Source organism: Alphaproteobacteria bacterium, from assembly GCA_019635875.1.
In the GTDB taxonomy this organism is placed as follows: Bacteria; Pseudomonadota; Alphaproteobacteria; order Reyranellales; family Reyranellaceae; genus JAFAZJ01.
The window spans coordinates 766,508-788,886 of record JAHBYP010000002.1; the positions used below are offsets into that span (position 1 = coordinate 766,508).

Annotated in this window: 19 protein-coding genes; 13 read left to right on the forward strand and 6 right to left on the reverse strand. The window is 69.5% G+C overall.

The genetic code is table 11. The annotated features are described in order from the left end of the window. Positions 1–53: 53 nt before the first annotated feature. The gene (locus KF889_09920) at positions 54–2,897 is read right to left on the reverse strand and encodes a [protein-PII] uridylyltransferase (GenBank protein ID MBX3499748.1); all 2,844 of its coding nucleotides are present in this window, start codon (positions 2,895–2,897) and stop codon (positions 54–56) included. Between the two features lie 79 nt (positions 2,898–2,976). On the opposite strand from KF889_09920, the gene KF889_09925 reads away from it, so the two are divergent. From KF889_09925 to mnmE, 4 genes are all read left to right on the forward strand, one after another. Next, positions 2,977–3,303, forward strand: coding sequence for a helix-hairpin-helix domain-containing protein (locus tag KF889_09925; GenBank protein ID MBX3499749.1), 327 nt, complete (start codon positions 2,977–2,979; stop codon positions 3,301–3,303). Positions 3,304–3,431: 128 nt separating this feature from the next. Continuing rightward, entirely contained in the window at positions 3,432–4,382 is a 951-nt protein-coding gene (locus KF889_09930) for a transcriptional regulator GcvA (GenBank protein MBX3499750.1), read from the forward strand. Positions 4,383–4,385: 3 nt separating this feature from the next. Beyond that, the gene (locus KF889_09935) at positions 4,386–5,987 is read left to right on the forward strand and encodes a M14 family metallocarboxypeptidase (GenBank protein ID MBX3499751.1); all 1,602 of its coding nucleotides are present in this window, start codon (positions 4,386–4,388) and stop codon (positions 5,985–5,987) included. Positions 5,988–6,001: 14 nt separating this feature from the next. Then, on the forward strand, positions 6,002–7,501 hold the full coding sequence (mnmE, locus tag KF889_09940) for a tRNA uridine-5-carboxymethylaminomethyl(34) synthesis GTPase MnmE (protein MBX3499752.1): 1,500 nt from the start codon (positions 6,002–6,004) through the stop codon (positions 7,499–7,501). 121 nt (positions 7,502–7,622) lie between these two features. Here the strand turns inward: mnmE and KF889_09945 are convergent, their stop codons facing one another. Genes KF889_09945 through KF889_09955 form a run of 3 tightly spaced genes read right to left on the reverse strand, consistent with a single transcriptional unit; the run spans position 7,623 to position 11,402 of the window. After that, positions 7,623–10,577 (reverse strand): PAS domain S-box protein, encoded by a 2,955-nt coding sequence (locus tag KF889_09945; protein ID MBX3499753.1) that lies wholly within the window; start codon positions 10,575–10,577, stop codon positions 7,623–7,625. 35 nt (positions 10,578–10,612) lie between these two features. Further along, entirely contained in the window at positions 10,613–11,047 is a 435-nt protein-coding gene (locus tag KF889_09950; GenBank protein MBX3499754.1) for a response regulator, read from the reverse strand. Beyond that, entirely contained in the window at positions 11,031–11,402 is a 372-nt protein-coding gene (locus KF889_09955; protein ID MBX3499755.1) for a response regulator, read from the reverse strand. The genes KF889_09950 and KF889_09955 overlap by 17 nt, the downstream gene beginning before the upstream one ends. A gap of 426 nt (positions 11,403–11,828) precedes the next feature. On the opposite strand from KF889_09955, the gene KF889_09960 reads away from it, so the two are divergent. Next, the gene (locus KF889_09960) at positions 11,829–12,053 is read left to right on the forward strand and encodes a hypothetical protein (GenBank protein ID MBX3499756.1); all 225 of its coding nucleotides are present in this window, start codon (positions 11,829–11,831) and stop codon (positions 12,051–12,053) included. A 65-nt stretch (positions 12,054–12,118) separates the two neighbouring features. On the opposite strand, the gene KF889_09965 is transcribed toward KF889_09960, so the two are convergent. Then, positions 12,119–12,787 (reverse strand): hypothetical protein, encoded by a 669-nt coding sequence (locus KF889_09965; protein MBX3499757.1) that lies wholly within the window; start codon positions 12,785–12,787, stop codon positions 12,119–12,121. Positions 12,788–13,051: 264 nt separating this feature from the next. Here KF889_09965 and mnmG point away from each other — a divergent pair, with 264 nt between their 5' ends. The 5 genes from mnmG to KF889_09990 are packed head-to-tail and all read left to right on the forward strand — an operon-like array spanning position 13,052 to position 17,910. Continuing rightward, positions 13,052–14,971: a tRNA uridine-5-carboxymethylaminomethyl(34) synthesis enzyme MnmG gene (gene mnmG, locus KF889_09970; protein MBX3499758.1), complete on the forward strand. Its 1,920-nt coding sequence runs from the start codon at positions 13,052–13,054 to the stop codon at positions 14,969–14,971. Between the two features lie 34 nt (positions 14,972–15,005). Beyond that, entirely contained in the window at positions 15,006–15,578 is a 573-nt protein-coding gene (rsmG, locus tag KF889_09975; GenBank protein ID MBX3499759.1) for a 16S rRNA (guanine(527)-N(7))-methyltransferase RsmG, read from the forward strand. 8 nt (positions 15,579–15,586) lie between these two features. Continuing rightward, positions 15,587–16,426, forward strand: a complete 840-nt coding sequence (locus KF889_09980; protein MBX3499760.1) for a ParA family protein — start codon at positions 15,587–15,589, stop codon at positions 16,424–16,426. Then, positions 16,423–17,442, forward strand: a complete 1,020-nt coding sequence (locus tag KF889_09985) for a ParB/RepB/Spo0J family partition protein (GenBank protein MBX3499761.1) — start codon at positions 16,423–16,425, stop codon at positions 17,440–17,442. Before KF889_09980 ends, KF889_09985 begins: the two co-directional genes overlap by 4 nt. Positions 17,443–17,487: 45 nt before the next feature. After that, entirely contained in the window at positions 17,488–17,910 is a 423-nt protein-coding gene (locus tag KF889_09990; GenBank protein ID MBX3499762.1) for a heme-binding protein, read from the forward strand. A 30-nt stretch (positions 17,911–17,940) separates the two neighbouring features. Here KF889_09990 and KF889_09995 read toward each other — a convergent pair whose 3' ends face one another. Then, on the reverse strand, positions 17,941–18,585 hold the full coding sequence (locus tag KF889_09995; GenBank protein MBX3499763.1) for a hypothetical protein: 645 nt from the start codon (positions 18,583–18,585) through the stop codon (positions 17,941–17,943). 286 nt (positions 18,586–18,871) lie between these two features. Between KF889_09995 and dapA the strand changes: the two genes are divergently transcribed. From dapA to KF889_10010, 3 genes are all read left to right on the forward strand, one after another. Next, complete coding sequence (dapA, locus tag KF889_10000; GenBank protein MBX3499764.1) at positions 18,872–19,786, forward strand: 4-hydroxy-tetrahydrodipicolinate synthase; 915 nt, start codon at positions 18,872–18,874, stop codon at positions 19,784–19,786. Between the two features lie 240 nt (positions 19,787–20,026). Beyond that, positions 20,027–20,848, forward strand: a complete 822-nt coding sequence (locus tag KF889_10005) for an isocitrate lyase/phosphoenolpyruvate mutase family protein (protein ID MBX3499765.1) — start codon at positions 20,027–20,029, stop codon at positions 20,846–20,848. Positions 20,849–20,955: 107 nt separating this feature from the next. Beyond that, positions 20,956–22,377, forward strand: a complete 1,422-nt coding sequence (locus KF889_10010; GenBank protein MBX3499766.1) for a 4-hydroxyphenylacetate 3-hydroxylase — start codon at positions 20,956–20,958, stop codon at positions 22,375–22,377. Positions 22,378–22,379 lie beyond the last annotated feature (2 nt).

The following is a 22,379-nucleotide window of genomic DNA, read 5'->3' on the forward strand; positions in this document are numbered from 1 at the left end:
GTAACGTCTTATAATACAGGAAATAAGTCCGATTAGGAATAGTTGTTCGCTGGCTACTCCGCCCCCGCCGCGCTGGCTGTCAGCTCGGCTGTGACCTTGGCCATGGGCCGGCGCGCGAAGCGGGAGTCGAAGGCCCGGATGGCCTCGTCGACCCGCCGGCGGATGTCGTCGAGCTTGCCCTCGTGGACGACCTTCAACCCGAACAGATCCTTCACATAGAAGACGTCGACCGCCCGTTCACCATATGTAGTGATATGCGCGGACTGGATTTGCAGGTTGCACCGGGTCAGCGCCCTGGTGACCGTGTGCAGGAAACCCGGCCTGTCGCGGCCATTGACCTCTATCACTGTGTGGGTATTCGAAGCGGCATTGTCGATCAGCACCCTGGGCTCGACGGTGAAGACCTGGTCGCGCGTCGGGTAGTTCGGCCGCTGCCGTTCGAGTTCCGCCGTGACGTCGAGCCGGTTGGTCAGCGCCAGCTCGAGCCGGGCCCACAGGCGCTGCAGGCGCTCAGGCTTGTCGAAGGCCATGCCGTCGAAATCCTGGATCCAGAATGTGTCGAGCGCCATGCCGTCGGACAGGGTGAAGATCTTGGCGTCGACAATGCTGGCGCCGGAGACCGCGAAAGCGCCGGCGAGGCGCGCGAACAGGCCGTGGGTGTCGAGGGTGTAGACCGTGACCTCGGTGACGGCGCGCTTTGCGTCGACGCGGTGCGCGATGTGCAGGGGCCTTGGCGCCTTCGCGGCACCGCGCACCAGCTCGGCCTGCCACGCCAGGGTCGGTGCGTCGAACGACAGCCAGTAGGCCGGCAGGCCGCGCGCGAAATGAACCTCCTTCTCGGTCTCGCTCCAGCCCGCCAGCAGCGGCGCGACTTCGGCCTGCGCCTGCTTCACGCGCTCGGCGCGGCCGCCCTGCAGCGTGCCGCCCGACAGCAGATGTTCCGCCGCGTAGTAGAGCTGGCGCAGCAGCGCCGCCTTCCAGCCGTTCCAGACATTGGGGCCCACCGCGCGGATGTCGCAGATGGTCAGCACCAGCAGCAGGCGCAGGCGTTCGGGCGACTGCACCAGCGCGGCGAAGTCGGCGATGGTCTTGGGATCCTGCAGGTCGCGCTGGAAGGCGGTGCCCGACATCGCCAGGTGATGGCGCACCAGCCAGGCCACCGTCTCGGTCTCGGCGTCGCTCAGGCCCAGGCGGGGCCCGAGCTGCAGGGCGACGTCGGCGCCGAGCACCGAATGATCGCCGCCGCGGCCCTTGGCGATGTCGTGCAGCAGCACCGCGAGATAGAGAACCGGCCGCGACAGCACCTTGTGCACGACCTTGGAGGCCAGCGGATGGTCCTCCTCGAGCTCGCCCTTCTCGATGCGCGAGAGGATGCCGATGGCGCGGATGGTGTGCTCGTCGACCGTGTACGTGTGGTACATGTCGTGCTGCGTCTGCGCCACGACGCGACCGAAATCCGGGATGAACTTGCCGAAGACGCCGGCTTCGTTGAGCCGGCGCAGGGTCGTTTCGGGATCCTTGCGCGAGGTCATCATCGCCATGAACAGGCGATTGGCCTCGGGGTCGGCGCGCAGCCTCGCATCCACCAGCTTGATGTTCTGCGTGATCAGCCTGAGCGTCGCCGGGTGGATGTCGATGCCGTTCTCCTGCGCGACATGGAACAGGCGCAGGAAGCGCACCGGCTCGCGCACGAAATCGTCGGCGCCGCCCACGGTCAGCCGCTCGCCGTCGACCTTGAAGCCCTCGAGCTGGCGCGGCTTGAGCGCCGCCAGGAGGAACGCCAGCTTGGGCTTGCGCCGCCGGCTGGCCTCGAGCGCGGCGATGAAGATGCGCGTCAGGTCGCCGACCGTCTTGGCGTGCAGGTAGTAGTGCTTCATGAAGCGCTCGACGCCGCGGCTGCCGGGCCGGTCGGCGTAGCTGGTGCGCCGCGCCACCTCGCGCTGCAGGTCGAACGACAGGCGATCGTCGGGCCGGCCGGTGAGATAGTGGATGTGGCAGCGCACCGTCGAGAGGAAGCGCTCGGCGCGCTCGAACTGGCGCGCCTCCGACGCGGCCAGCACGCCCTTGTCGACCAGCTGGGCGACGTCCTCGACGCGGTAGAGGTACTTGGCGATCCAGTACAGCGTCTGCAGGTCGCGCAGGCCGCCCTTGCCTTCCTTGACGTTGGGCTCGACGACGTAGCGCGAGTCGCCCATGCGCTGGTGCCGTGCGTCGCGCTCGGCGAGCTTGGCCTCGACGAAGTCGCGGCCCTCGCCCGCGAGGAATTTCTGCGCGTAGGCCTGCTTGAGCTCGCCGTGGAGCGTGCGTTCGCCCCACAGCCAGCGGGTCTCGAGCATCGCCGTGCGGACAGTGAAGTCGCGCTCGGCCTGGCGGATGCATTCCGGCACCGAGCGCGTCGCATGGCCGACCTTCAGCCCGAGGTCCCACAGGAAGTACAGCATGTATTCGACGATCTGCTCGCCGCGCGGCGTCTGCTTGTAGGGCAGCAGGAACAGCAGATCGATGTCGGACTGCGGCGCCAGCTGGCCGCGGCCGTAGCCGCCGGAGGCGACCAGGGCGATGTGCTCGGCCATGCTGGGATTGGCCGCGGGATAGATGCGCTCGACGACGAAGTCGAACAGGCCGCGGATCAGCTGGTCCATCAGGTATGACGTGGCGGCCAGCACCGCGGGGCCGTCATTGGCGAGATGCGCGTCCTTCTCCGCCTCGCCCTCGAAGCGCCGCCGGATCTCGGCGCGGCCCCTCGCCAGGGTTTCCTTGAACAGCGCCAGCACCGGACCGCGCGGCGGCTCTCCCCCCTCGGCCGGATCGCCGCACAGGCGCTCGATGTCGGCGAGCAGGGCCTGCCGGCTGATGATCGCGCGACGGCGCAGGATGTTGTCGTACAGGGCCGCCATGGGCTGCCGTCAATCTGGGGTCAGTCTGTCGGTGCTCAATGGGCCGCGTCGCTTTCGCCGTCAACCCGGGAGACATCCAATGCGGTCCCGCTTGTGCCTCGTTCTCGCGTTGCTGGCGGGTTTTGCCGGCGCGCCGGCCGCCGTGCTCGCCCAGGCCGGCAAGCCCGCCACGCCGCCGCCCGCGGCGCCGGCGAGCGAGCTGATCGACATCAACACGGCCGACAAGGCAATGCTGATGACGCTCGACGGCATCGGCGACGTGCGCAGCGACGCCATCATCAAGGGCCGGCCCTACCGGGCCAAGAACGAGCTGGCAGACAAGGGCATCATCCCGGACGCCGTCTACGACAAGATCAAGGACCGGATCATCGCCCGGCAACCGCCGCCGAAGCCCGCCAGGAAGTAGCTTCGGCAGGCCATTCGATAGCTGGGCTTAACTGACCGCCGGAATCATAATAACACGACGATTGTGTTTAAAGTGGGGATTTAACATTCTCACTTGCGAAGGCGGGTCGCCTCCGCGATATGACGACGATGCGCATCACCCTGAGCCGCCTGCCGCCGCTCAACTCGCTGCGGGCCTTCGTGGTCGCGGCGAAGCACATGAGCTTCTCGCGGGCGGCGAACGAATTGCATGTGACGCCGGCGGCGGTGAGCCAGCAGATCCGCCAGCTTGAGGACTATCTCGGCGTCGAGCTGTTCAAGCGCTCCAACCGCAACCTGCTGCTGACCGCCGAGGGCCAGTCCTGCCTGCCCGGCCTGACCGAGGCCTTCGACGGCATCGTGCAGGCGCTGCAGCAGATCTCGGCCGGCGGCAAGGCCGGCCCGCTCACCGTCTCCGTGGCGCCGTCCTTCGCGGCGAAATGGCTGGTGCCCAGGCTCGACGATTTCCGCAACGCCCAGCCGGAGATCGACGTGCGCATCACCGCGTCGATGAACCTGGTCGATTTCGACGCCGACGACATCGACTGCGCGATCCGCTACGGCTCCGGCAACTACGCGCCCCTGTTCCACGAGAAGATCCTCGAGGAGATGGTCTTCCCGGTGTGCAGCCCGTCGCTGGAGGTGATCGGCCGGCTGCCGGCGACGCCCGACGATCTGCGCCAGCTGACCCTGCTGCACGACGACAGTCCCGACCAGGATCCGAGCTGCCCCGACTGGCGCATGTGGCTGCGCGCCGCCGGCGTCAGCGGCATCGACTCCTCGCGCGGCGTGCGCTTCAACCAGTCGAGCCTGGTGCTGGAGGCGGCGATCGCCGGCCAGGGCGTGGCGCTGGCCAAGGGCCGCCTCGCCGCCGACGACATCCGCGCCGGCCGCCTGATCCGTCCGTTCAACGTCTCGCACGCTCTGGACTTCGCCTATCACTTCGTCTGCCCGACGCGGAAGACGGCGCTGCCCAAGGTCGCGGCGTTCCTGGCGTGGCTGCGCGCCCAGGCCGGCGGCGAAGCCGCGATTGATTCGACGGCCAAGGCGACCGCACCATAGGCGATGGTCCGGCCCGTCGCGCGCCTCCTCCTCTCGCAGCTGCTGCTGCTCGCCGCGCTGGCGTCAGCGGCGGCGCAGTTCGATCCGGCCCGGGTCCCGCCGCAGGCGCCGTCCGTCGCCGCGCTCTTTCCCGAGCCGCGGGTCACCTACGCCACGCCGTCCTTCGCGCCCGGCCGCGTCGATTTCACCACGCATGCCGAGCTGTCGGCGTTCCTCGCCGCGACCGGCGAGGGCGTCGCGCATGTCGCGCTGCGCACCATGGGCCGCTCGCAGCAGGGCCGCGCGATCGACGCGGCGATCTTCGCCCAGGGTGAGCGCGACATCGCCACGCTGCGCCGCAACGGGCGGCCCACCGTGCTGATCGTCGGCCAGCAGCATGGCAACGAGCCGGCCGGCGGCGAGGCGGCGCTGGCGATCATCGAACGCCTGGCGCGCGGCGACCTCGTGCCGCTGCTCGCCCATATCAACGTGGTCGTCGTGCCGCGCGCCAATCCCGACGGCGCCGAGGCGTTCCGGCGCGCCACCGCCAACGGCATCGATCTCAACCGCGATCATGTGCTGGCGCGCACGCCGGAGGCGCGCGTGCTGATCGGCCTGATGCGCGAGCTCGATCCGGCGCTGGTTCTCGATGCGCACGAGTACAGCGCCATCGGCAACTGGCTGCGCAACTTCGGCGGGCTGGCGCGGCCCGACGTGCTGGTCCAGGCCGCGACCCAGGCCAACCTGACTCCGGCCATCGCGCTCCTGCAGGACGGCACGTTCCTGCCCGCGCTGCGCAACGCCTTCGATGCCCATGGCCTGGTGCACGACTGGTACTTCACCGCCGATCGCGACCCGAAGGTGGTCAACATGGGCGGCATCGAGCCGGAGCTGGCGCGCAACGCCGCCGGCCTGCGCCATGCCGCCGGCATCCTGATCGAGACGCGCGGCATCGGCATCGGTCGCACCAACTGGAAACGCCGCGTCTTTGCCCAGGCGATCGCCATGGAGGCGGCGCTGAAGACCGCGGCGAGGAACGCCATCGCGCTCAACGTCGCGCGCGACGAGTCGCGGCGCTTCGACCTCGTGCGCGATCCGCTGCGTATGCTCGTGGTGCGCGCGCGGCCCACGCCCGAGCGGCGCGACATGGTGTTCGTCGATCCGGCAAGCGGCGCGCCGCGCACCGTCAACGTCGAGTGGCGCTCTTCCCTGAAGCTGGTGCCCGAGGTGACGCGGCCCCGGCCATGGGGCTACGTGCTGCCGCCCTCGGCCCTGCCGGCGGCGCGCCGGCTGGTCGAGCTGGGCATCGCCGTCGACTCACTGGGCGCCCAGGCCAGGCTCACGGTCGAGCGCTACCGGACGCTCGCCGTGGAGCGCGGCGCCGGCGGCAGGGTGCTGGGGCGCTTCGAGCTGGAGAGGGATGACGAAACGATTCCCGCCGGCAGCTTCTTCGTCACCCTCGATCAGCGACTGGCGACCCTGGCCGCCCTGCTGCTCGAGCCGGACAGCGCGTCGGGCTATGTCGCGCACGGGCTCGTCGCGCTCGATGCCATGGACCGCGTGCCGATCCTGCGCGTCGCCCACGTGCCCGATGCGCACGTGTTGGCGCTTTACCCCCTGCAATGAGGTAAGCTGGTCGCATGGCTGCAGCCGACGACACGATCTACGCGCTTGCCACGGCGGCGCCCACGCGGCGGGCCGGGGCCGGCATCGCCGTCATCCGCGTTTCCGGCAAGCGGGCGGGCGACGCCTATATCTTCCTGACCGAGCCGGGTGCGTTTCAGCGCGGCTTCTCGGCACGCGATCCCAGCCTCCCCACGCCACGAAAGGCCATGGTCAAGGCCATTCTCGACCCCGAGAGCGGCGAGGTGATCGATCGCGGCCTGGCCCTGTGGTTCCAGGCGCCCGGCTCGTACACCGGCGAGACGATGGCCGAGTTTCATATCCACGGCGGCCGCGCGGTGATCGCCGCGGCGCTGGCGGCGCTGGCCAAGCTCGATTTCTGCCGTCTCGCCGAACCCGGCGAGTTCACCCGGCGCGCCTTCGAGAACAACAAGCTCGACCTGACCTCGGCCGAGGCGATCGCCGACCTGGTGGCGGCCGAGACCGCGGCGCAGCGGCGCCAGGCCCTGCGCCAGTACGACGGCGCGCTGTTTCGCCTGTACGACGGCTGGCGCGACGTGCTGCTGCGCGCGGTGGCCCATCTCGAGGCCAGCATCGACTTTCCCGACGAGGGCTTGCCGGCGAACGTCGTCGCCAAGGTCTGGCCCGAGATCGAGCGCCTGCGCGGCGAGATCGCCGGGCATCTCGACGATCGTCGCGGGGAACGTCTGCGCGATGGCGTGACCATCGCCATCATCGGTCCGCCCAACGCCGGCAAGTCCTCGCTGCTCAACCTGATCGCCAGGCGCGACGCGGCGATCGTCGCGGCGACGGCCGGCACCACGCGCGACGTGATCGAGGTGCATCTCGATCTCGGCGGCTATCCCGTGACCCTCGCCGACACCGCTGGCCTGCGCGACTCGAGCGACCCGGTCGAGCAGGAGGGCGTGCGCCGCGCCAGGGCGCGCGCCGGCGACGCCGATATCCGCGTGCTGGTGGTGGAGGCGGGCGAGTCCGGCGACTGGCGGCGCGTGGCGCGCGACGTGTGGAGCACGGCCGATGCGTGGAACGGCGGCACCGACCTGGTGGTCGTCAACAAGGTCGACCTGCTGCCCGACGAAGGCGCCGGGATCGACGGCATGGCGGAGGATGTCGCCGACGATGGCTCGCGCCGCGCCGCCTATCTCGCCGTCTCGGCGCTGTCGGGCCGCGGTGTGGCGCGATTGCTCGAGCGGCTGGAGAACGCGGTGGCGGCGATGGTCGGCGCCGTCGAGATCGTCGGCGAGCATACCAGCCTGCTGGCGCGCGCCGAGGCCGCGCCGCCACCGCTCACCCGCGCGCGCCACCGCGAGGCGCTGACGCACTGCGTCCAGGCGCTCGATCGGGCAATGGAAGCGGCGCGCGCCGATCCCGATCTGCCGGAGCTGATCGCCGAGGACGTGCGCCTGGCCGCCCGCGCGCTGGCGCGCATCACCGGCCGCATGGACGTCGAGGACATGCTCGACGTGGTGTTCCGCGACTTCTGCATCGGCAAGTAGCCCCGGAGCGGGGCCGTCGCGCATGGTTTCGGAGTGGTTGTTTTCGGGCCGCGCCGCTCCAGCGGCGCTCATGACGCGTCGCTGGAGCGGCGCGGCCCGAACGCCTTGAAGACGCTGCCAGCTACTCCGCGGCGATGGCGGGCGCTGCGACGAGCGTTGCTTCGGGCGCGGTCGGCAGGACGAAGCGGAAGCGCGCGCCGCGGCCCTCGAGATTCTCGGCCGAGATGGTGCCGCCCATCTGGCGCACGATCTCGTAGCTGATCGACAGGCCCAGCCCGGTGCCCTTGCCGCCCGGCTTGGTGGTGAAGAACGGCTCGAACAGGCGCGGCAGGACATGCGCGGGAATGCCCGGGCCGTTGTCCTCGACGTCGACGACGACGCTGGAGCGGTCGGCCTTGGGATAGGCGCGCACGCGGATCGCCGGCGCGACATCGCCGGGCTTCTCGAGCATGGCGTCGCGGGCATTGAGCATCAGGTTGATCACCACCTGCTGCAGGCGGTTGGCGTGGCCCATCACCTGGCCGCAGCTCTCCTCGAGCTGCAGCTCGGTGGCGACGCTGGCCAGGCGCAGCTGCTCGTGCACCAGATCGGCGGCGCCACGCAGCGCGTCGGGCACCGAGAACGGCGTTGGCTGGTCGTCGGGCTTGCGCGCGAAGATGCGCAGGTCGCGGATGATGGTCGAGGCGCGCTCGGTCTGGTTGGCGATGCGCTCGAGCTTGCGCTCGGCGAACTCGCGGAACTCGGCCGGCATCTGGTCGGGCTCGGCGAGCTGGAATTCCTCACCCAGGGTCTCGGCGGCGAGACGGATGACGGCCAGCGGCTGGTTGATCTCGTGTGCGATGCTCGAGGCCATCTCGCCCAGGGTGGCGAGACGCGAGGCGTCGAACAGCCGCACCTCGGCGGCGCGCCGCGCCGTCTCGTCGACGCCCAGCAGCACCAGGTGGCGCATGCGGCCGTCCTCGGCGTAGTCGGCCTGGGCGGTGACGCGGATGATGCGCTTCTCGTGCCGCGTGTCGATCAGGGCGACGTCGAACTCGACCGGCGCCGGCGCGTGCGCGCCGTCGGCCACGGCGAAGGTCTCGACCAGTCGCACGTCAGGCGGGCAGGGGATGACGACGTCGAGCGGCTGGCCGACGACGTCCTCGTGGCTGCGCCCGGTGAGCGCGAGGAAGCCGCTGTTGGCCATGGTGACGCGGCCGTCGCGGTCGACCAGCAGGATCAGCGCGCCGCTGGAATGCACGATCGAGTTCAGGCGGCTCATCTCGTTGCGCAGCTGCAGGACGAGGTGATGCTGCTTGTGGATGTCGCGGATGACGCCGGAGATGGCGCGGTTGCCGGCCTCGTCCGACTCGCCGGCGCCGAGGCGGATCTCGACGTAGCGCGCGGCGCCGTCGGGCCGCACGGCGCGGCAGACCACGGTCAGCGGCGCGCCGCGCGGGTGCACGCTGCGCATGGCGCGGCTCACCTTGTCGTGGTCCTGCTCGTGGAACAGCGAGAGGATGTCGCGGCCGTTCAGGCTGTCGGCGGCGTAGCCCAGGAAGCGGGTCACGCGGGCGCTGATGTAGGAGATCGCGCCGGCGCGGTCGCAGGAGAAAACGACGTCGGCCAGCGAATTGACCAGGCTCTCGTAGCGCCGGCGGCTGGACTGCAGCTCGTTCTCGCGGCGCTTGAGCGGCGTGATGTCGAGCTGCATGCGCACGCGCCCGCCATCGGCCATGGCGACGCCGAAATTGCGCTGCCAGGTGCCGTCGGCGGCCGGCGAGTCGAAGGGCTCGCCGGCGTGGAAGCCGTCGAGCTGCATCTGGCGCGTGGCCGCCCAGTCGGTGTTGGGATGGCGCGGCCGCTCCTGCTCGATGAAGCCGTCGAGCAGCTCGGCGAAGGTGCGGCCCAGCGCCTGCGGCCCGACCACCGCGCCGTTGAGCTGGGCGGAGCGGCGATTGTAGAGGACCAGGCGCTCGTCGCGGTCGTAGAGGCCGAACGACACCGGCAGCGCGTCGATCGCCTCGAGCAGCAGGCGCGTGGTCGCCGTGGCGCGCATGCGTTCGGCATGGATCGCCAGCGTGCGGTGGCCCAGCAGGACGAGAATGATGGCCAGGAGAATCGCCAGCGTGAGCGCGCCGGCGATGATTCGCGTCTGTTGCGCGTCGACCCAGCGCTCGATGGCGCCGACATTGAAGCCGACGGAGACGATCAGCGGCACGCCGTCGAGACGGCGGAAGTGCGAGAGGCTCTGGCCGTCGGCCAGGGCGCGCCGCAGACGGCCGCTGTCGGCACCGCGCGCCGCCTCGACGAGATCGGGCGCCGTGACACCGGCGGCCAGCGCCGCTTCCAAAGCGTGGGATCGCGCCCGCAGCACGCCGTCGGCGCCGATCATCTCGATGTGACCGCCGGCGTCGAGCTTCAGGCCGCGCCACGACTCGGCGAAATAGGCGGGATCGACGGCGGCGACGACGATGCCGAGCAGGCTGCCGTCGGCCCTGCGCACCGGGCGCGAGACATGTATCGACCACTTGCCGCTGACCCGGCCGACGACGGGTTCGCCGATCAGCGGTCCGCTCGTGCGCGTGCGCAGATGCGTGGCGATGTGGCCGCGGGCCGACAGATCGGGACCATCGGCGATCGGCCCCTCATTGGTCTGGACGAGGCGGCCCTGCGCGTCGACCAGGCTCAGCAGGATCACCTGGTCGAGCGAGACGGCGCCGTCGTCGACCAGTCGACGCAGCGAGACCGCGCCGTCGGCGCGGCGAATCTCGTGGGCGACGAAGCGCAGGCGCTCGTCGACATTGGCCAGGGTGCGCTGCACCTGCTCGGCGACGATGGCGGTGAGGCTCTCGGCGTCGCGATAGGCCGTGGCGTGCGCGTCGTGACGGGCGGCGTCGTTGAGCTTGATGGTGCCGATGGCGATGATGCCGACCATCAGCGCGCCGATCAGCAGGACCAGGCGCAGCTCGCGGACGAAGTCCCAGAGGCCGAGCGACGGCTTGTCGCCCAGGGCCGGCGCCAGCACCTGCTGGGCGTGCTCGACCGAGAGCGCCGCCCCCTCGCTGTCAGGCACGGGCGATCGGCTGTCGGACATGGCCACCATGGGTCTCTTTCGTCGGCTGGGCAGGGCTAGCGATCGTCGCCGGAACCGTTACGCGGACGCAGGCCGGCCTGGATGGCGCGGTTGAGCTCGGACAGGCTGAAGGGCTTGAGCAGGACGTGCTCGGCGCCGGAGGCTTCGGCCTGGTCGATGCCTTCCTGGTCGAGGTGGCCGGTCATCGCCACCCGGCGCGGCGTCTTCTCGCTGTCGACTCCGGCCGAGCGCAGCAGGTCCAGGCCGCTGCCGCCGGGCAGGCGCACATCGGTGAGCAGGAGGTCGAGCCGGTCGGAGCACGCCTTGAGCTGCTCGAGCGCCTCGTCGAAATTCGAGGCCGTGCGCACCTCGTGGCCGCGCCGGCGCAGGAAGGCGGAGATCTCCGCCAGCAGCTCGATCTCGTCCTCGACCAGCAGCACCAGGCGGCGCAGGGTCGGGTCGGTAGTGGTGGGGTCAGGCCGGGGTGGCATCGAGTGCACCGATGAAGCGGGCCAGGACCGCCAGCGGCACCGGCTTGTCGACGACCTGCACCGAGGGCAGGCGCGCCAGGGTGCCGTAGCGCACCAACTCGCGGTTGCCGGACATCAGCACCCATTTGGTTGTGGGAAGACTGTCGGCCATGCGCACGCAGAAGCTGACGCCATCGCCGTCGGGCAGGTGAATGTCGGAGAGGATCAGCCGCGGCTTCAGCCCCTGCTGGCAGACCTCGTCGGCCTGCGCGATGGATTCGCAGCACACGACGTTGCGCCCGCGGCGCGCGAGAAAGTCGACGATCTCGTCGCGAAGGAACGCGTCGTCCTCGATGACCAAGATTTCATTCGACATGCTATAATCCTATCAGAACAATGTCTTAAGTATGAATGTTTTATAATCGCTTTAGCTCTAGGTGAGCAAGCTTCTATTGCTCCGTCGAGGAGCATGTAGATTGCGTTCGGCGTGCAAAAAGGCAGCATGCAGCTGCCGCGTCCGGTTGCGGCGCAGGCGGACAATGAGGTCGCCGACGCCAGCGGTGGTGGCCGGCCAGGTTGGATCACACCAGTGGCGGGCAGTGAACACCTCGGGTGAACGAAACAAGGATTGCACCGGCAGAACCATGGGCTTCGCCCCGTGTTCGAACGTCTGGCCAGAGAATACAGCAGCCATGCTGCATCGGCGTGGCGGGAATGGTCCAAATCCGATGGAGTTTGCCGTGTGTCACGCTGACGTCAGGCAAAGTTAGGCCCCTGGAGGCGTGGCGATGACCCTGCGCCGGTGTTCCGCCGCACGGGCGGGCGCATCGCGCCGACCGGCCAGGGCATGGCGCTCGATCGCGAGATGACGTGGGTCAGGCGCGGCTTCGACCTGTTGCCCGCCCAGGCGCGCGACCTCATCGAGCAGGTGCTGAACGGCACGATCGACATCGGCCTCGCCACGCGAGGCCTTGCGCAGGCGTGCGCTGGCTGGCGTCGGGCTTGGCTCGTTGGAGCGAACTCGTGATGTGTCATCAGCGGCGGCCGAGCGCATGTTCGCGCGGCCGCCGCTGACGCGCTGCCAATCCCACTCTAGAACGAAGCGATCTGCAGCGGTGCCTGACCGAATACGGTCTTGTATTCGCCGCCCGGCGGATACCAGCCGGGCCCCTGGCTGCCCGCGTGCCAGGAGACCCGCTTGCCGCCGGCCTGCCATTTGTCGAGCTTCTGCCCGCCCCGGAGCAGATACTGGTCGGCGCTGCAGCAGGTGTTCAGCCACGGATCGATGACCAGGTAGCTCGGCGCGACGCGGGACTGGACGAACTGACTGACGCTCGCGAAATTCCGCGCGGTCTCGGGGATCGGCACGCGCGACACCAGGCAGAACACGTGATCTCCCGGATGGGTGATGGAGACCATGTGGATCCGGTTGCGCGGGAGAAATTCCGACTTGAGCACGTGCCAGGCCGCCAGGGCGGCCTGCTCTTGGCAATTTCCGGAACGGTCTTCGATCGGCACCCGGATCAGGGACTGCGCGAGAGCGTAATTCGAGCCGGGCCAGGCGAGCCGCAGATCACGCGCCTCGCCGGCATGCCAATCGCGCGTTTCGGCCTTCAACTGGATCGTATTCCATAGCGGCTGATCATCCTCACCATTGATCTTGACGGCATAGAGCTTGTTGCCGCTCTTGTGCCCCTTCTGGAAGAACTGGCGGACGCGTTGCGTGATGCGGTCGCCCATGTTCATGTCCACTTCCGGCATTTCACTACTCCCATCCGTCGTCGATGCTGATCGCGCGCAGTTGGCAGTCGATCCGCTTCACCGGGGGCGAGCTCAGCGCGCTCGTCCCGGTCTGCACGATGTCGACCGTCTGAAGGTCCGCCTGCAGCTGTCGACTGGATGGACCATTCGCTCGGGCAGGGCTGTCACCCAGGACACATCAGGGCAGGATGCCAGGAGGAGCAGGCGAGTCCCGGGCGGTTCGGCAGGCTTGACTCGGCCGGGGTCGTTCGCAATCTGCGCGCGGTGAGCGATCGAGCGACATACGACGTCATCGTCATCGGCGGCGGCCACGCCGGCACCGAGGCGGCGGCCGCGGCCGCGCGCATGGGCGCGTGCACGCTGCTGCTGACCCACGACGTCGCCACCATCGGCGAGATGTCGTGCAATCCGGCGATCGGCGGCCTGGGCAAGGGCCATCTGGTGCGCGAGATCGATGCGCTGGACGGCGTCATGGGCCGCGCCATCGATTGTGCCGGCATCCAGTTCCGCACGCTGAACGCGAGCAAGGGACCGGCGGTGCGCGGCCCGCGGGCGCAGGCCGACCGGGCGCTGTACCGGCGGGCGGTGCAGCGGATCCTGGCGGAGACGGCCGGGCTCGAGGTCCGCGCGGGCGCCGTCGAGGATGTCTGGCTCGACGATGCGGGCCGGGTGGCGGGGGTCGAGCTCGGCGATGGCGGGCGGATCGCCGCCCGGGCGGTCGTGGTGACCACCGGCACCTTCCTGCGCGGGCTGATCCATTGCGGCGAGGTCACCATCCCGGCCGGCCGCGCGCGTGGGCAGCGCCAAGCGGGCGGGCCGAGCGACCTGCCGCGCTCGGCCGAGGCGATGGATGCGCAGGACTCGTTGGAGCCGCCCTCCAGCGGACTGTCACGCACCCTGGCGCGCTTCGGTTTCCAGCTCGGGCGGCTGAAGACCGGCACGCCGCCGCGTCTCGACGGCCGCAGCATCGACTGGAAATCGCTCGTGGAACAACGCGGTGACGACCCGCCGGTGCCGTTCTCCTATCTCACCGATCGAATCACTGTTCCACAGATTTCCTGCTTCCTTACTTCCACGACTCCGGCAACGCATACGATCATCCAGGCGAACCTGCACCGCGCGCCGATGTATTCCGGGCAGATCGAGTCGTCCGGCCCGCGCTATTGCCCGTCGATCGAGGACAAGGTCGTGCGCTTCGGCCAGCGCGAGCGGCACCAGATCTTCCTCGAGCCCGAGGGGCTCGACGATATCACGGTGTATCCCAACGGGATCTCGACGTCGCTGCCGCGCGAGGTGCAGGCGGCGCTGCTGCGCACCATCCCCGGCCTGGAGGCGGCGATCATGCTGCGGCCGGGCTATGCCATTGAGTACGACCATGTCGACCCGCGCGAGCTGCGCCATACGCTGGAGACAAGGCGGATTGCCGGCCTGTATCTCGCCGGCCAGATCAATGGCACGACCGGCTACGAGGAGGCGGCGGCGCAGGGGCTGATCGCCGGCATCAATGCCGCCGGCGAGCGGGATTTCATCGTCGATCGGGCCGAGGCCTATATCGGCGTGATGATCGACGATCTGGTGACGCGCGGCGCGCCCGAGCCCTATCGCATGTTCACCTCGCGGGCGGAGTACCGGCTGCTGCTGCGCGCCGACAATGCCGACCAGCGCCTGACACGGCGGGGCGTCGAGGTCGGTTGCGTCGGTGCTGTCCGGGCGGCCGCCTTTGCGACGAAGTCGCAGGCGCTGGCGGCCGGACGTGCCTTGCTGGCGAACCACGCGCTCTCGCCCTCGGCGGCGGCGCGGCACGGGATCGCGGTGAACCAGGACGGGGTGGTGCGCAGCGCCCAGGATCTGCTCGCCCTGCCGGGGGTCACCCTGGAGCGCCTGGCGGCGATCTGGCCCGAGCTGAAGGGCATGGCCGCGCCGATTGTCGAGCAATTGCAGATAGATGCGCTCTACGCCGGGTACCTGCGGCGCCAGCAGGCCGATATCGAGGCCTATCGGCGAGACGAGGCCCTCGCGCTGCCCGATGACCTGGACTACGGCGGCATGGGCAGCCTGTCGGCGGAGATCCGGCAGATCTTCACCGCGCATCGTCCTGCCACGCTGGGTCAGGCCGGCCGGCTGGCGGGCGTCACACCGGCGGCCCTGGTCGCGCTGCTGCGCCACGTCCGACGTTTCACGTGAAACATCCCGAGGGCCGGGCAGGGCGGCGTTTCACGTGAAACACTCGGCCAAGCTTCAGACCTACGCCGCGCTGCTGCGCAAATGGCAGCGCTCGATCAACCTGGTCGGCCGCTCCACGCTCGACGATCTGGAGCGACGCCATTTCGACGATTCGCTGCAGCTCCTCGGGCTTCTGCCAGAGAATACCCGGACGCTGATCGATCTGGGCTCCGGCGCCGGCTTCCCCGGCCTGGTCATCGCCGCCGAACGCCCGGAGATCGCCGTCACCCTGGTCGAGGCCGACCAGCGCAAGGCGGCCTTCCTGATCGAGGTCGCGCGCGCCATCGCGCCCAATGCCTCGGTCAAGGCGGCCCGGATTGAGGCGCTTGAGCCCTTTCCGGTCGACGTGGTGACCGCCCGGGCCCTGGCGCCGCTGCCCAAACTGCTCGCCTGGGCGGCCCCGTTCGCGACTGACCCCGCTATTTGCCTTTTCCACAAGGGCGTTAACGTCGACAGCGAATTGACCGAGGCGGCGCGCGACTGGATGATGGACGTCCAGCGCGTGCCCAGTGCGACGGAGCCAGGTGCCTCCATCCTCAGGATCTCGCGGCTGCGCCCGCGAGCCTGAGAGTCGATTTGCCCGACGCCCCCGCCCCCAAAGACCTGCCGACGCCCCCTCGCATCTACGCGCTGGCCAATCAGAAGGGCGGCGTCGGCAAGACGACGACGGCGATCAACCTCGCCACCGCCCTGGCCGCGGTGGGCCAGAAGGTGCTGCTGATCGACCTCGACCCGCAGGGCAACGCCTCGACCGGGCTGGGGGTCGGCGCGGCGCAACGCAAGACCGGTTCCTACGAGGCGCTGCTCGGCCAGGCGCCGCTCAACGAGGCGATCGTCGAGACCCGCATCCCCAACCTGCATGTCGCGCCGGCCAACGTGAACCTCGCCGGCGCCGAGCTCGAGCTGATCGACCTCGAGCGGCGCGAGTTCCGGCTGCGCGACGCGCTCGATGTAAGCGGTGCTCACACGCGCTGGGACGTCATCCTGATCGACTGCCCGCCCTCGCTCGGCCTGCTGACATTGAACGCCCTGGTTGCAGCCGACGCGGTGCTGGCGCCGCTGCAATGCGAGTTCTTCGCGCTCGAGGGCGTCGGCCACCTGGTGCGCACCATCGACCGCATCCGCAGGTCACTCAATCCCAGGTTGCATATCGCCGGGATCATCCTGACCATGATGGACCGCCGCAACAACCTCGCCGTCCAGGTCGAGAAGGACGTGCGCGGGCATTTCGCCGAGGTCGCCTTCGGCACCACGATCCCGCGCAACGTGCGCATCTCCGAGGCGCCCTCGCACGGCCTGCCGGTGCTGGTCTACGACAAGGACTGCGCCGGCTCGCAGGCCTACATCCTGCTGGCGGGCGAGCTGCTGCGCCGCCGCCGCCTGGGCATTCCCGCACGAGAGGACGTCGCGCGATGAGCAAGGAGCCGATCAAGCCGCGTGGGCTGGGCCGCGGCCTCGCCGCGCTTCTGGGCGATGACACGCCGGTGGAAACGCCGAATGTCGCAAAAAACCCGTCATCCGCGCCCGCCGCTGCGCCGCCGCCGCCGGTGACGCCGACCTCGACCCTGCCGATCGAGTGGCTGCAGCGCGGCAAGTACCAGCCGCGGCTGGAGTTCCCCGAGGAAGGCCTCGCCCAGCTCGCCGAGTCGATCGCCGCGCATGGCCTGGTGCAGCCGATCCTGGTGCGCCCGCTGCGCGGACCCGACGGCGCCGCCGTGCCGCAGCGCTACGAGATCGTCGCCGGCGAGCGGCGCTGGCGCGCCGCCCAGCGCGCGCAGCTGCACGAGGTGCCGGTCGTCATCCGGCCACTGGCCGATCGCGACACGCTGGAGATCGCGCTGATCGAGAACGTGCAGCGCGCCGACCTCAGCCCGATCGAGGAGGCGATCGCCTATCGTCGCCTGCAGAGCGAGTTCGGCCACACCCAGGAGCGCATCGGCGCCACCGTGGGCAAGAGCCGCGCCCATGTCGCCAACACGCTGCGCCTGCTCGACCTGCCGGCCGACGTCGTGGCGATGATCGCCGACCACCGGCTCGACGCCGGCCAGGCCCGCGCGCTGCTCGGCACCAGGGATCCGACCGCGCTGGCGCGCTTCGGCCACGAGCAGGGCCTGAGCACGCGCGAGTTCGAGCGCCTGGGCAATGTCGCAAAGGAAGCGGCGAAGGCGGGCTGGGACGGCAAGGGCGTGCCGCCGGGATGGAGCAAGTCGAAGGCCCCGGCTCGCGGCGGACCAGGCGCCAGGCCGCCGTCGACGGCGAAGGGCGCGGAGAAGGATCCCGACACCGGATCGCTCGAGCGCACGCTGACCGAGGCGCTGGGCCTGCGCGTCGAGATCGACCATGCCGGCCGCGGCGAGGAAGGCCGCATGACGATCCATTTCGAGAACTACGACCAGGTGGATCTGCTGGTCCAGCGGCTGACGCGGAAGTAGCGCCTGCCTATGCTCACGCCCTGACCCGCCCGCAGGATTCGCGCCATGCCGCTCACCCTCGCCCAGGCCAACGCCATCATCTCGGGCGCGCTCGCCAGGGCGCGCGAGATGAAGATCCGGCCGCTCGCGGTCGTCGTGCTCGACGAGTCGGGCCACGTGAAGTCGGCGCAGCGCGAGGATGGCGCCAGCATGTTCCGCATCGATATCGCCACCGGCAAGGCGTGGGCGGCGGTCGGCATGGGCGCCTCGAGCCGCACCCTGCTGGGCCGCGCCCGGGAGAACCCGCACTTCTTCGGCGCGCTGGCCGCCACGGCGCAGGGCAAGTTCCTGCCGCAGACCGGCGCGGTGCTGATCAGGGATGCCTCGGGCGCGGTCCTCGGCGCCGCGGGCGCGTCCGGCGGCACCGGCGACGAGGACGAGGCCGCCTGCATCGCCGGCATCGAGGCGGCCGGGCTGACGCACGGCTGATCCGTCACGCCGGCCCGTGACGACGCGCCCCTAGTCGCGGCAGATCATGCCCCAGGTCTTCACCATGCCCTTCGACGTGTTGTCGTATTTCTGCTTGCGCGTCTCGGCGATCGACTTGTCCCAGCCGTTGATGGTGAAGCCGCCTTCGCCGGCGTTGTAGGTGAACGGCCCGCTGTCCTTGATCTCCTGCATGTGGACGTTGGCATCCCAGGGATCGTTGACGGTGGCGTATTTCGAAAAGAACGGCTGGCGGATGGTGTCGACGACGACCCAGTGCGCGCCGCCGAGGTCCCAGTCGACGCCCAGGATCACCGGCTCGACGATGGCGACCGGGCCCAGCCCGGGCGTCACGCCGACCTTGGACACCAGCTTCGGCGTCACGGCGTTGGCGGCGAGGTTGTGCCAGCGCCATGTGCCGGAAGTGAAGCTGGTCAGGATGCTCGCGAGGTGCTGCGGATAGGTGCCGACCGCTTCGGAGTTGTAGGCCGAGCCCAGCGCCGCCTGGTACTTCTTGCGGATGTTCTCCTCAACGGTGACCGCCGTCTTGCCCGGCACGAGCTTGTTGACCTTGAAGACGCACATCATCACCGAGGCGAGTCCGCAAGACATGCCGGCCTCCTGGCCGTACACGATGTGCATGTCGCCGAACCGCGTGAAGCGGCTGAACCAGGCCATGGTGGATTCTCCCCTCGCTCGCAGCGGAAACGCGGCATCGCGTCCACCCGCCGGCGACGCCATGGTAACAGGCGTTGACGGCGCCGACACTAGCCGCGAATATGCAGCCATGCGCACGCGCGTTCTGCAGCCCAAAGCCAAACCGTTCCCATTCCCGGGGACCGGAGGTCTTTGCCTGCGCTGAACGCGCGCCGCATCGACGACCACGAGGCCCCGCCGGTTCAGGACGGGGCCTTTGCTTTTGCTGGTTTCCGCTCCTGTTCCGGCTTCAACAGGAGACGAGACCATGACTATCACCACGAGCAGCGCGACCCGAACACACTTCAGCGGCGTCTGGCTGCCGCTGATCACCCCCTTCCGCGACGGCGCGCTCGACGAGGCCTCGCTGCGCAAGCTGCTGCGCCACTACGCCGGCCAGCCGATCGACGGCATCATCCTCGCCGGCACGACGGGCGAATCGCTCACGCTCGACGATGAGGAGCTGCAGCGCCTGGTCGACGTCGCGGCCGTGACGCTCGACGGCACCAGGCCCTTGCTGCTGGGCCTGTCGGGCAGCGACACCCGCAAGATGCTCAAGACGCTGGGTACGGTCGGGTCGTGGCCGATCGACGGCTACCTGATCACCTGTCCCTACTATACGCGGCCCTCGCAGGAGGGCATGCGGCAACATTTCGAGGCGCTCGCCGACAAGAGCACGCGGCCGATCCTGATCTACAACATCCCCTATCGCACCGGCGTCAACCTCTCGAACGAAACGCTGCTGCGCCTGGCCGAGCGGCCCACCATCGTCGGCGTCAAGGATTGCTGCGGCGATGCCATGCAGAGCTTCGAGCTGATCCGCAGCAAGCCCGAAGGCTTCTCGGTGCTGACGGGTGAGGACGCGCAGTTCCGCACCATGGTGGCGCAGGGTGCCGATGGCGGCATCCTCGCCGCGGCGCATGCCCAGACCGCCGGCTTCGCGCGCGTGCGCGAGCGGCTGCTGGCCGGCGACGCTGCGGGCGCGCTCGAGGTGTGGCGCGGCATGACCGATCTCGTGAACCTGATGTTCGCCGAACCCAACCCGGCGGCGATCAAGCACTGGCTGTGGCTCGAGGGCCTGATCGCCAGCCCCGAGCTGCGCCTGCCGATGACCGCCGCCAGCCCGGCGCTGGCCGCGCGCCTCGCCGCCGAGCACGGCCGGCGGCAGGCGAAGGCGGCGTGACCGCCTTACCTTCCCGCGGAGGGGGAAGGTGCCCGAAGGGCGGATGGGGGATGTCGAAGACGGACTCAGGTGTCGTTGAGAGATCCCCCATCCGTCCGCGCTGCGCGCTGCCACCTTCCCCCTCCGGGGGAAGGTAGAACCGCGCGATTGTCTCGGGACATCTTCGGCCTCGACAGAAACGTCATGCGCGCCCGGGATGCTACGGCACGGCGTTCATCACACGCTCACCGGAGATCCGACATGACCACGCAAGCCGGCAAGATCGCCAAGTATCGCGCGCTGCACGAGAGCGGCACCTTCGTCATCCCCAATCCCTGGGACATCGGCAGCGCGCTCTATCTCAAGAGCCTGGGCTTCAAGGCACTGGCCAGCACCTCGGCCGGCTTCGCCTGGACCATCGGCAAGGCCGACTTCCAGTGGTCGGTCAGCCTCGAGGAGATGCTCGAGCATCTGCGCGTGCTGTCGGCCGCCACCGACCTGCCGGTGAACGCCGATTTCGAATCGGGCTATGCCGACGATCCCGAAGGCGTCGCCGCCAACGTCAAGCGCTGCGTCGCGACCGGCGTGTCGGGCCTGTCGATCGAGGATCACACGTCGCTCAAGGACAAGCCGCTCTACGACCTGCCCGAGGCGGTGGCGCGCATCCGCGCGGCGCGCGCGGCGATCGACGCCACCGGCCTGCCGGTGATGCTGACGGCGCGCAGCGAGGCCTGGCTGGTGCGTCATCCCGAAGCCAAGAGCGAGAGCATCAAGCGGCTGGTGGCCTTCGCCGAGGCCGGCGCCGACGTGCTCTACGCGCCCGGCGTGCGCAGCGCCGAGGATATCGCCGAGCAGGTCAAGGCGGTGGCGCCCAAGCCGGTCAACGTGCTGGTCGGCTGGCAGGGCCTGCCGGTGAAGCAGCTCGCCGATCTCGGCGTGCGGCGGATCTCGACCGGCGGCGCGCTGGCGCGCGTCGGCTTCAGCGCCTTCATGGCGGCGGCCGACGAGCTCGCCAGGGAAGGCACCTTCAACAGCTTCGCCGGCGGCCGCAACGTCAACGACTTCTTCCGCTCCTTGTCCTGATGGGACCGCCGGCGTCTCGCCGGCCGGCTTTCTGAGCCGGCGGGCCCTCTTGACGCTGCCCGCGGGCCGTCGCTCCTATGCTGCCAACCGGTGGAGGGAGCGACGAGATGGGCCTGAAGACCGCGGCGCAATACATCGACAGCCTGCGCGACGGGCGCGAGACCTACTGGGGCGGCGAGCGCATCGCCGACGTCACCACCCATCCGCGCTTCCGCGTGCCGCTCGATGTCGCCGCGCGCGACTATCGCCACGATTCGCCCGAGCGCCGGGCGCGCATGACCTATACCGCCGAGGACGGCAGCACCGCGCATCGTATCTTCCAGATCCCGCGCAGCGAGCAGGATCTGTGGTCGCGCATCGCCATGATGCGCGAGCTGTCGATCGTCGGCGGCGTGTCGAGCGTCTACATGGCGCTGATGAGCGTGGTCGAGCAGGTGCGCAAGGTGAACCCGCAATATGCCGCCAACATCGAGACCATGTACCGCCAGGCGCGCGACAACGACCTGCGCGCCGCCGAGGTGATCACCGATGCCAAGGGCGACCGCAAGCGCCGCGCGCACGAGCAGGACGATCCCGATCTCTATGTCCGCATCGTCGAGCGGCGCAACGACGGCATCGTGGTGCGTGGCGCCAAGCTGCACATCACCGCGGCGTCGCTGATCCACGAGCTCGTCGTGATGCCGACCAAGGGCATGCGCCAGGACGAGACCGACTACGCCGTGTCGTTCTCCGTGCCGGTCAATGCCAAGGGCGTGAAGGTGATCAACCGCAGCTTCGCCGCCTCCGAGCTCAACGCCTTCGACTATCCCGCCTCGGCGCATCATTCGATGCCCGAGGGCTTCGTCGTGTTCGACGACGTCTTCGTGCCGTGGGATCGCGTCTTCCTCGCCGGCGAGGTGCCACTGGCCACGGTGTTCGCCCAGTCGCTCGGCCTGTGGGAGCGCACCGGCGGCGTGGTCGAGGCGGTGAAGATGTCGGAGATCTTCGTCGGCCTGGCCCAGCTGGTCACCGAGCAGCAGGGCAAGGAACGCGATCCGGTGGCGCAGAACACCATCGCCGAGCTGATCGCCTATGCCGAGACCCTGCGCATGTCGCTCGACTACGCCTGCCGGCACTTCCAGACCACGCCATCGGGCATGGTCCACCCCAACATCCTCGCCATCAACGTCGCGAAGTATCACTACGCCGCCAATTTCCACGCCGCGGTGCGCGGCCTGCACGATCTCGGCGGCGGGCTGGTGCTGACCCTGCCGCTGGAGGCCGATCTGCGCGCCGGCGCTACCGGCGATCTGCTGCGCAAGTACCTGCACACCAGGCCGGACGTCGATGTCGAGACGCGCATGCGGGTCTACAACCTGATCCGCGACCTCACGGCCGACGCCTATGGCGGCTGGCAGCAGGTCGTGGCGTTGCAGGCCGGTGGCGGCTTGAACGCACAGCGCATCATGATGCATCGTGCCTACGACATGGCGACGGCGCGCCAGCGCGCGCTGCTCGCCGCCGGCGCGCGGCCGGGCACGACGCACTGAAG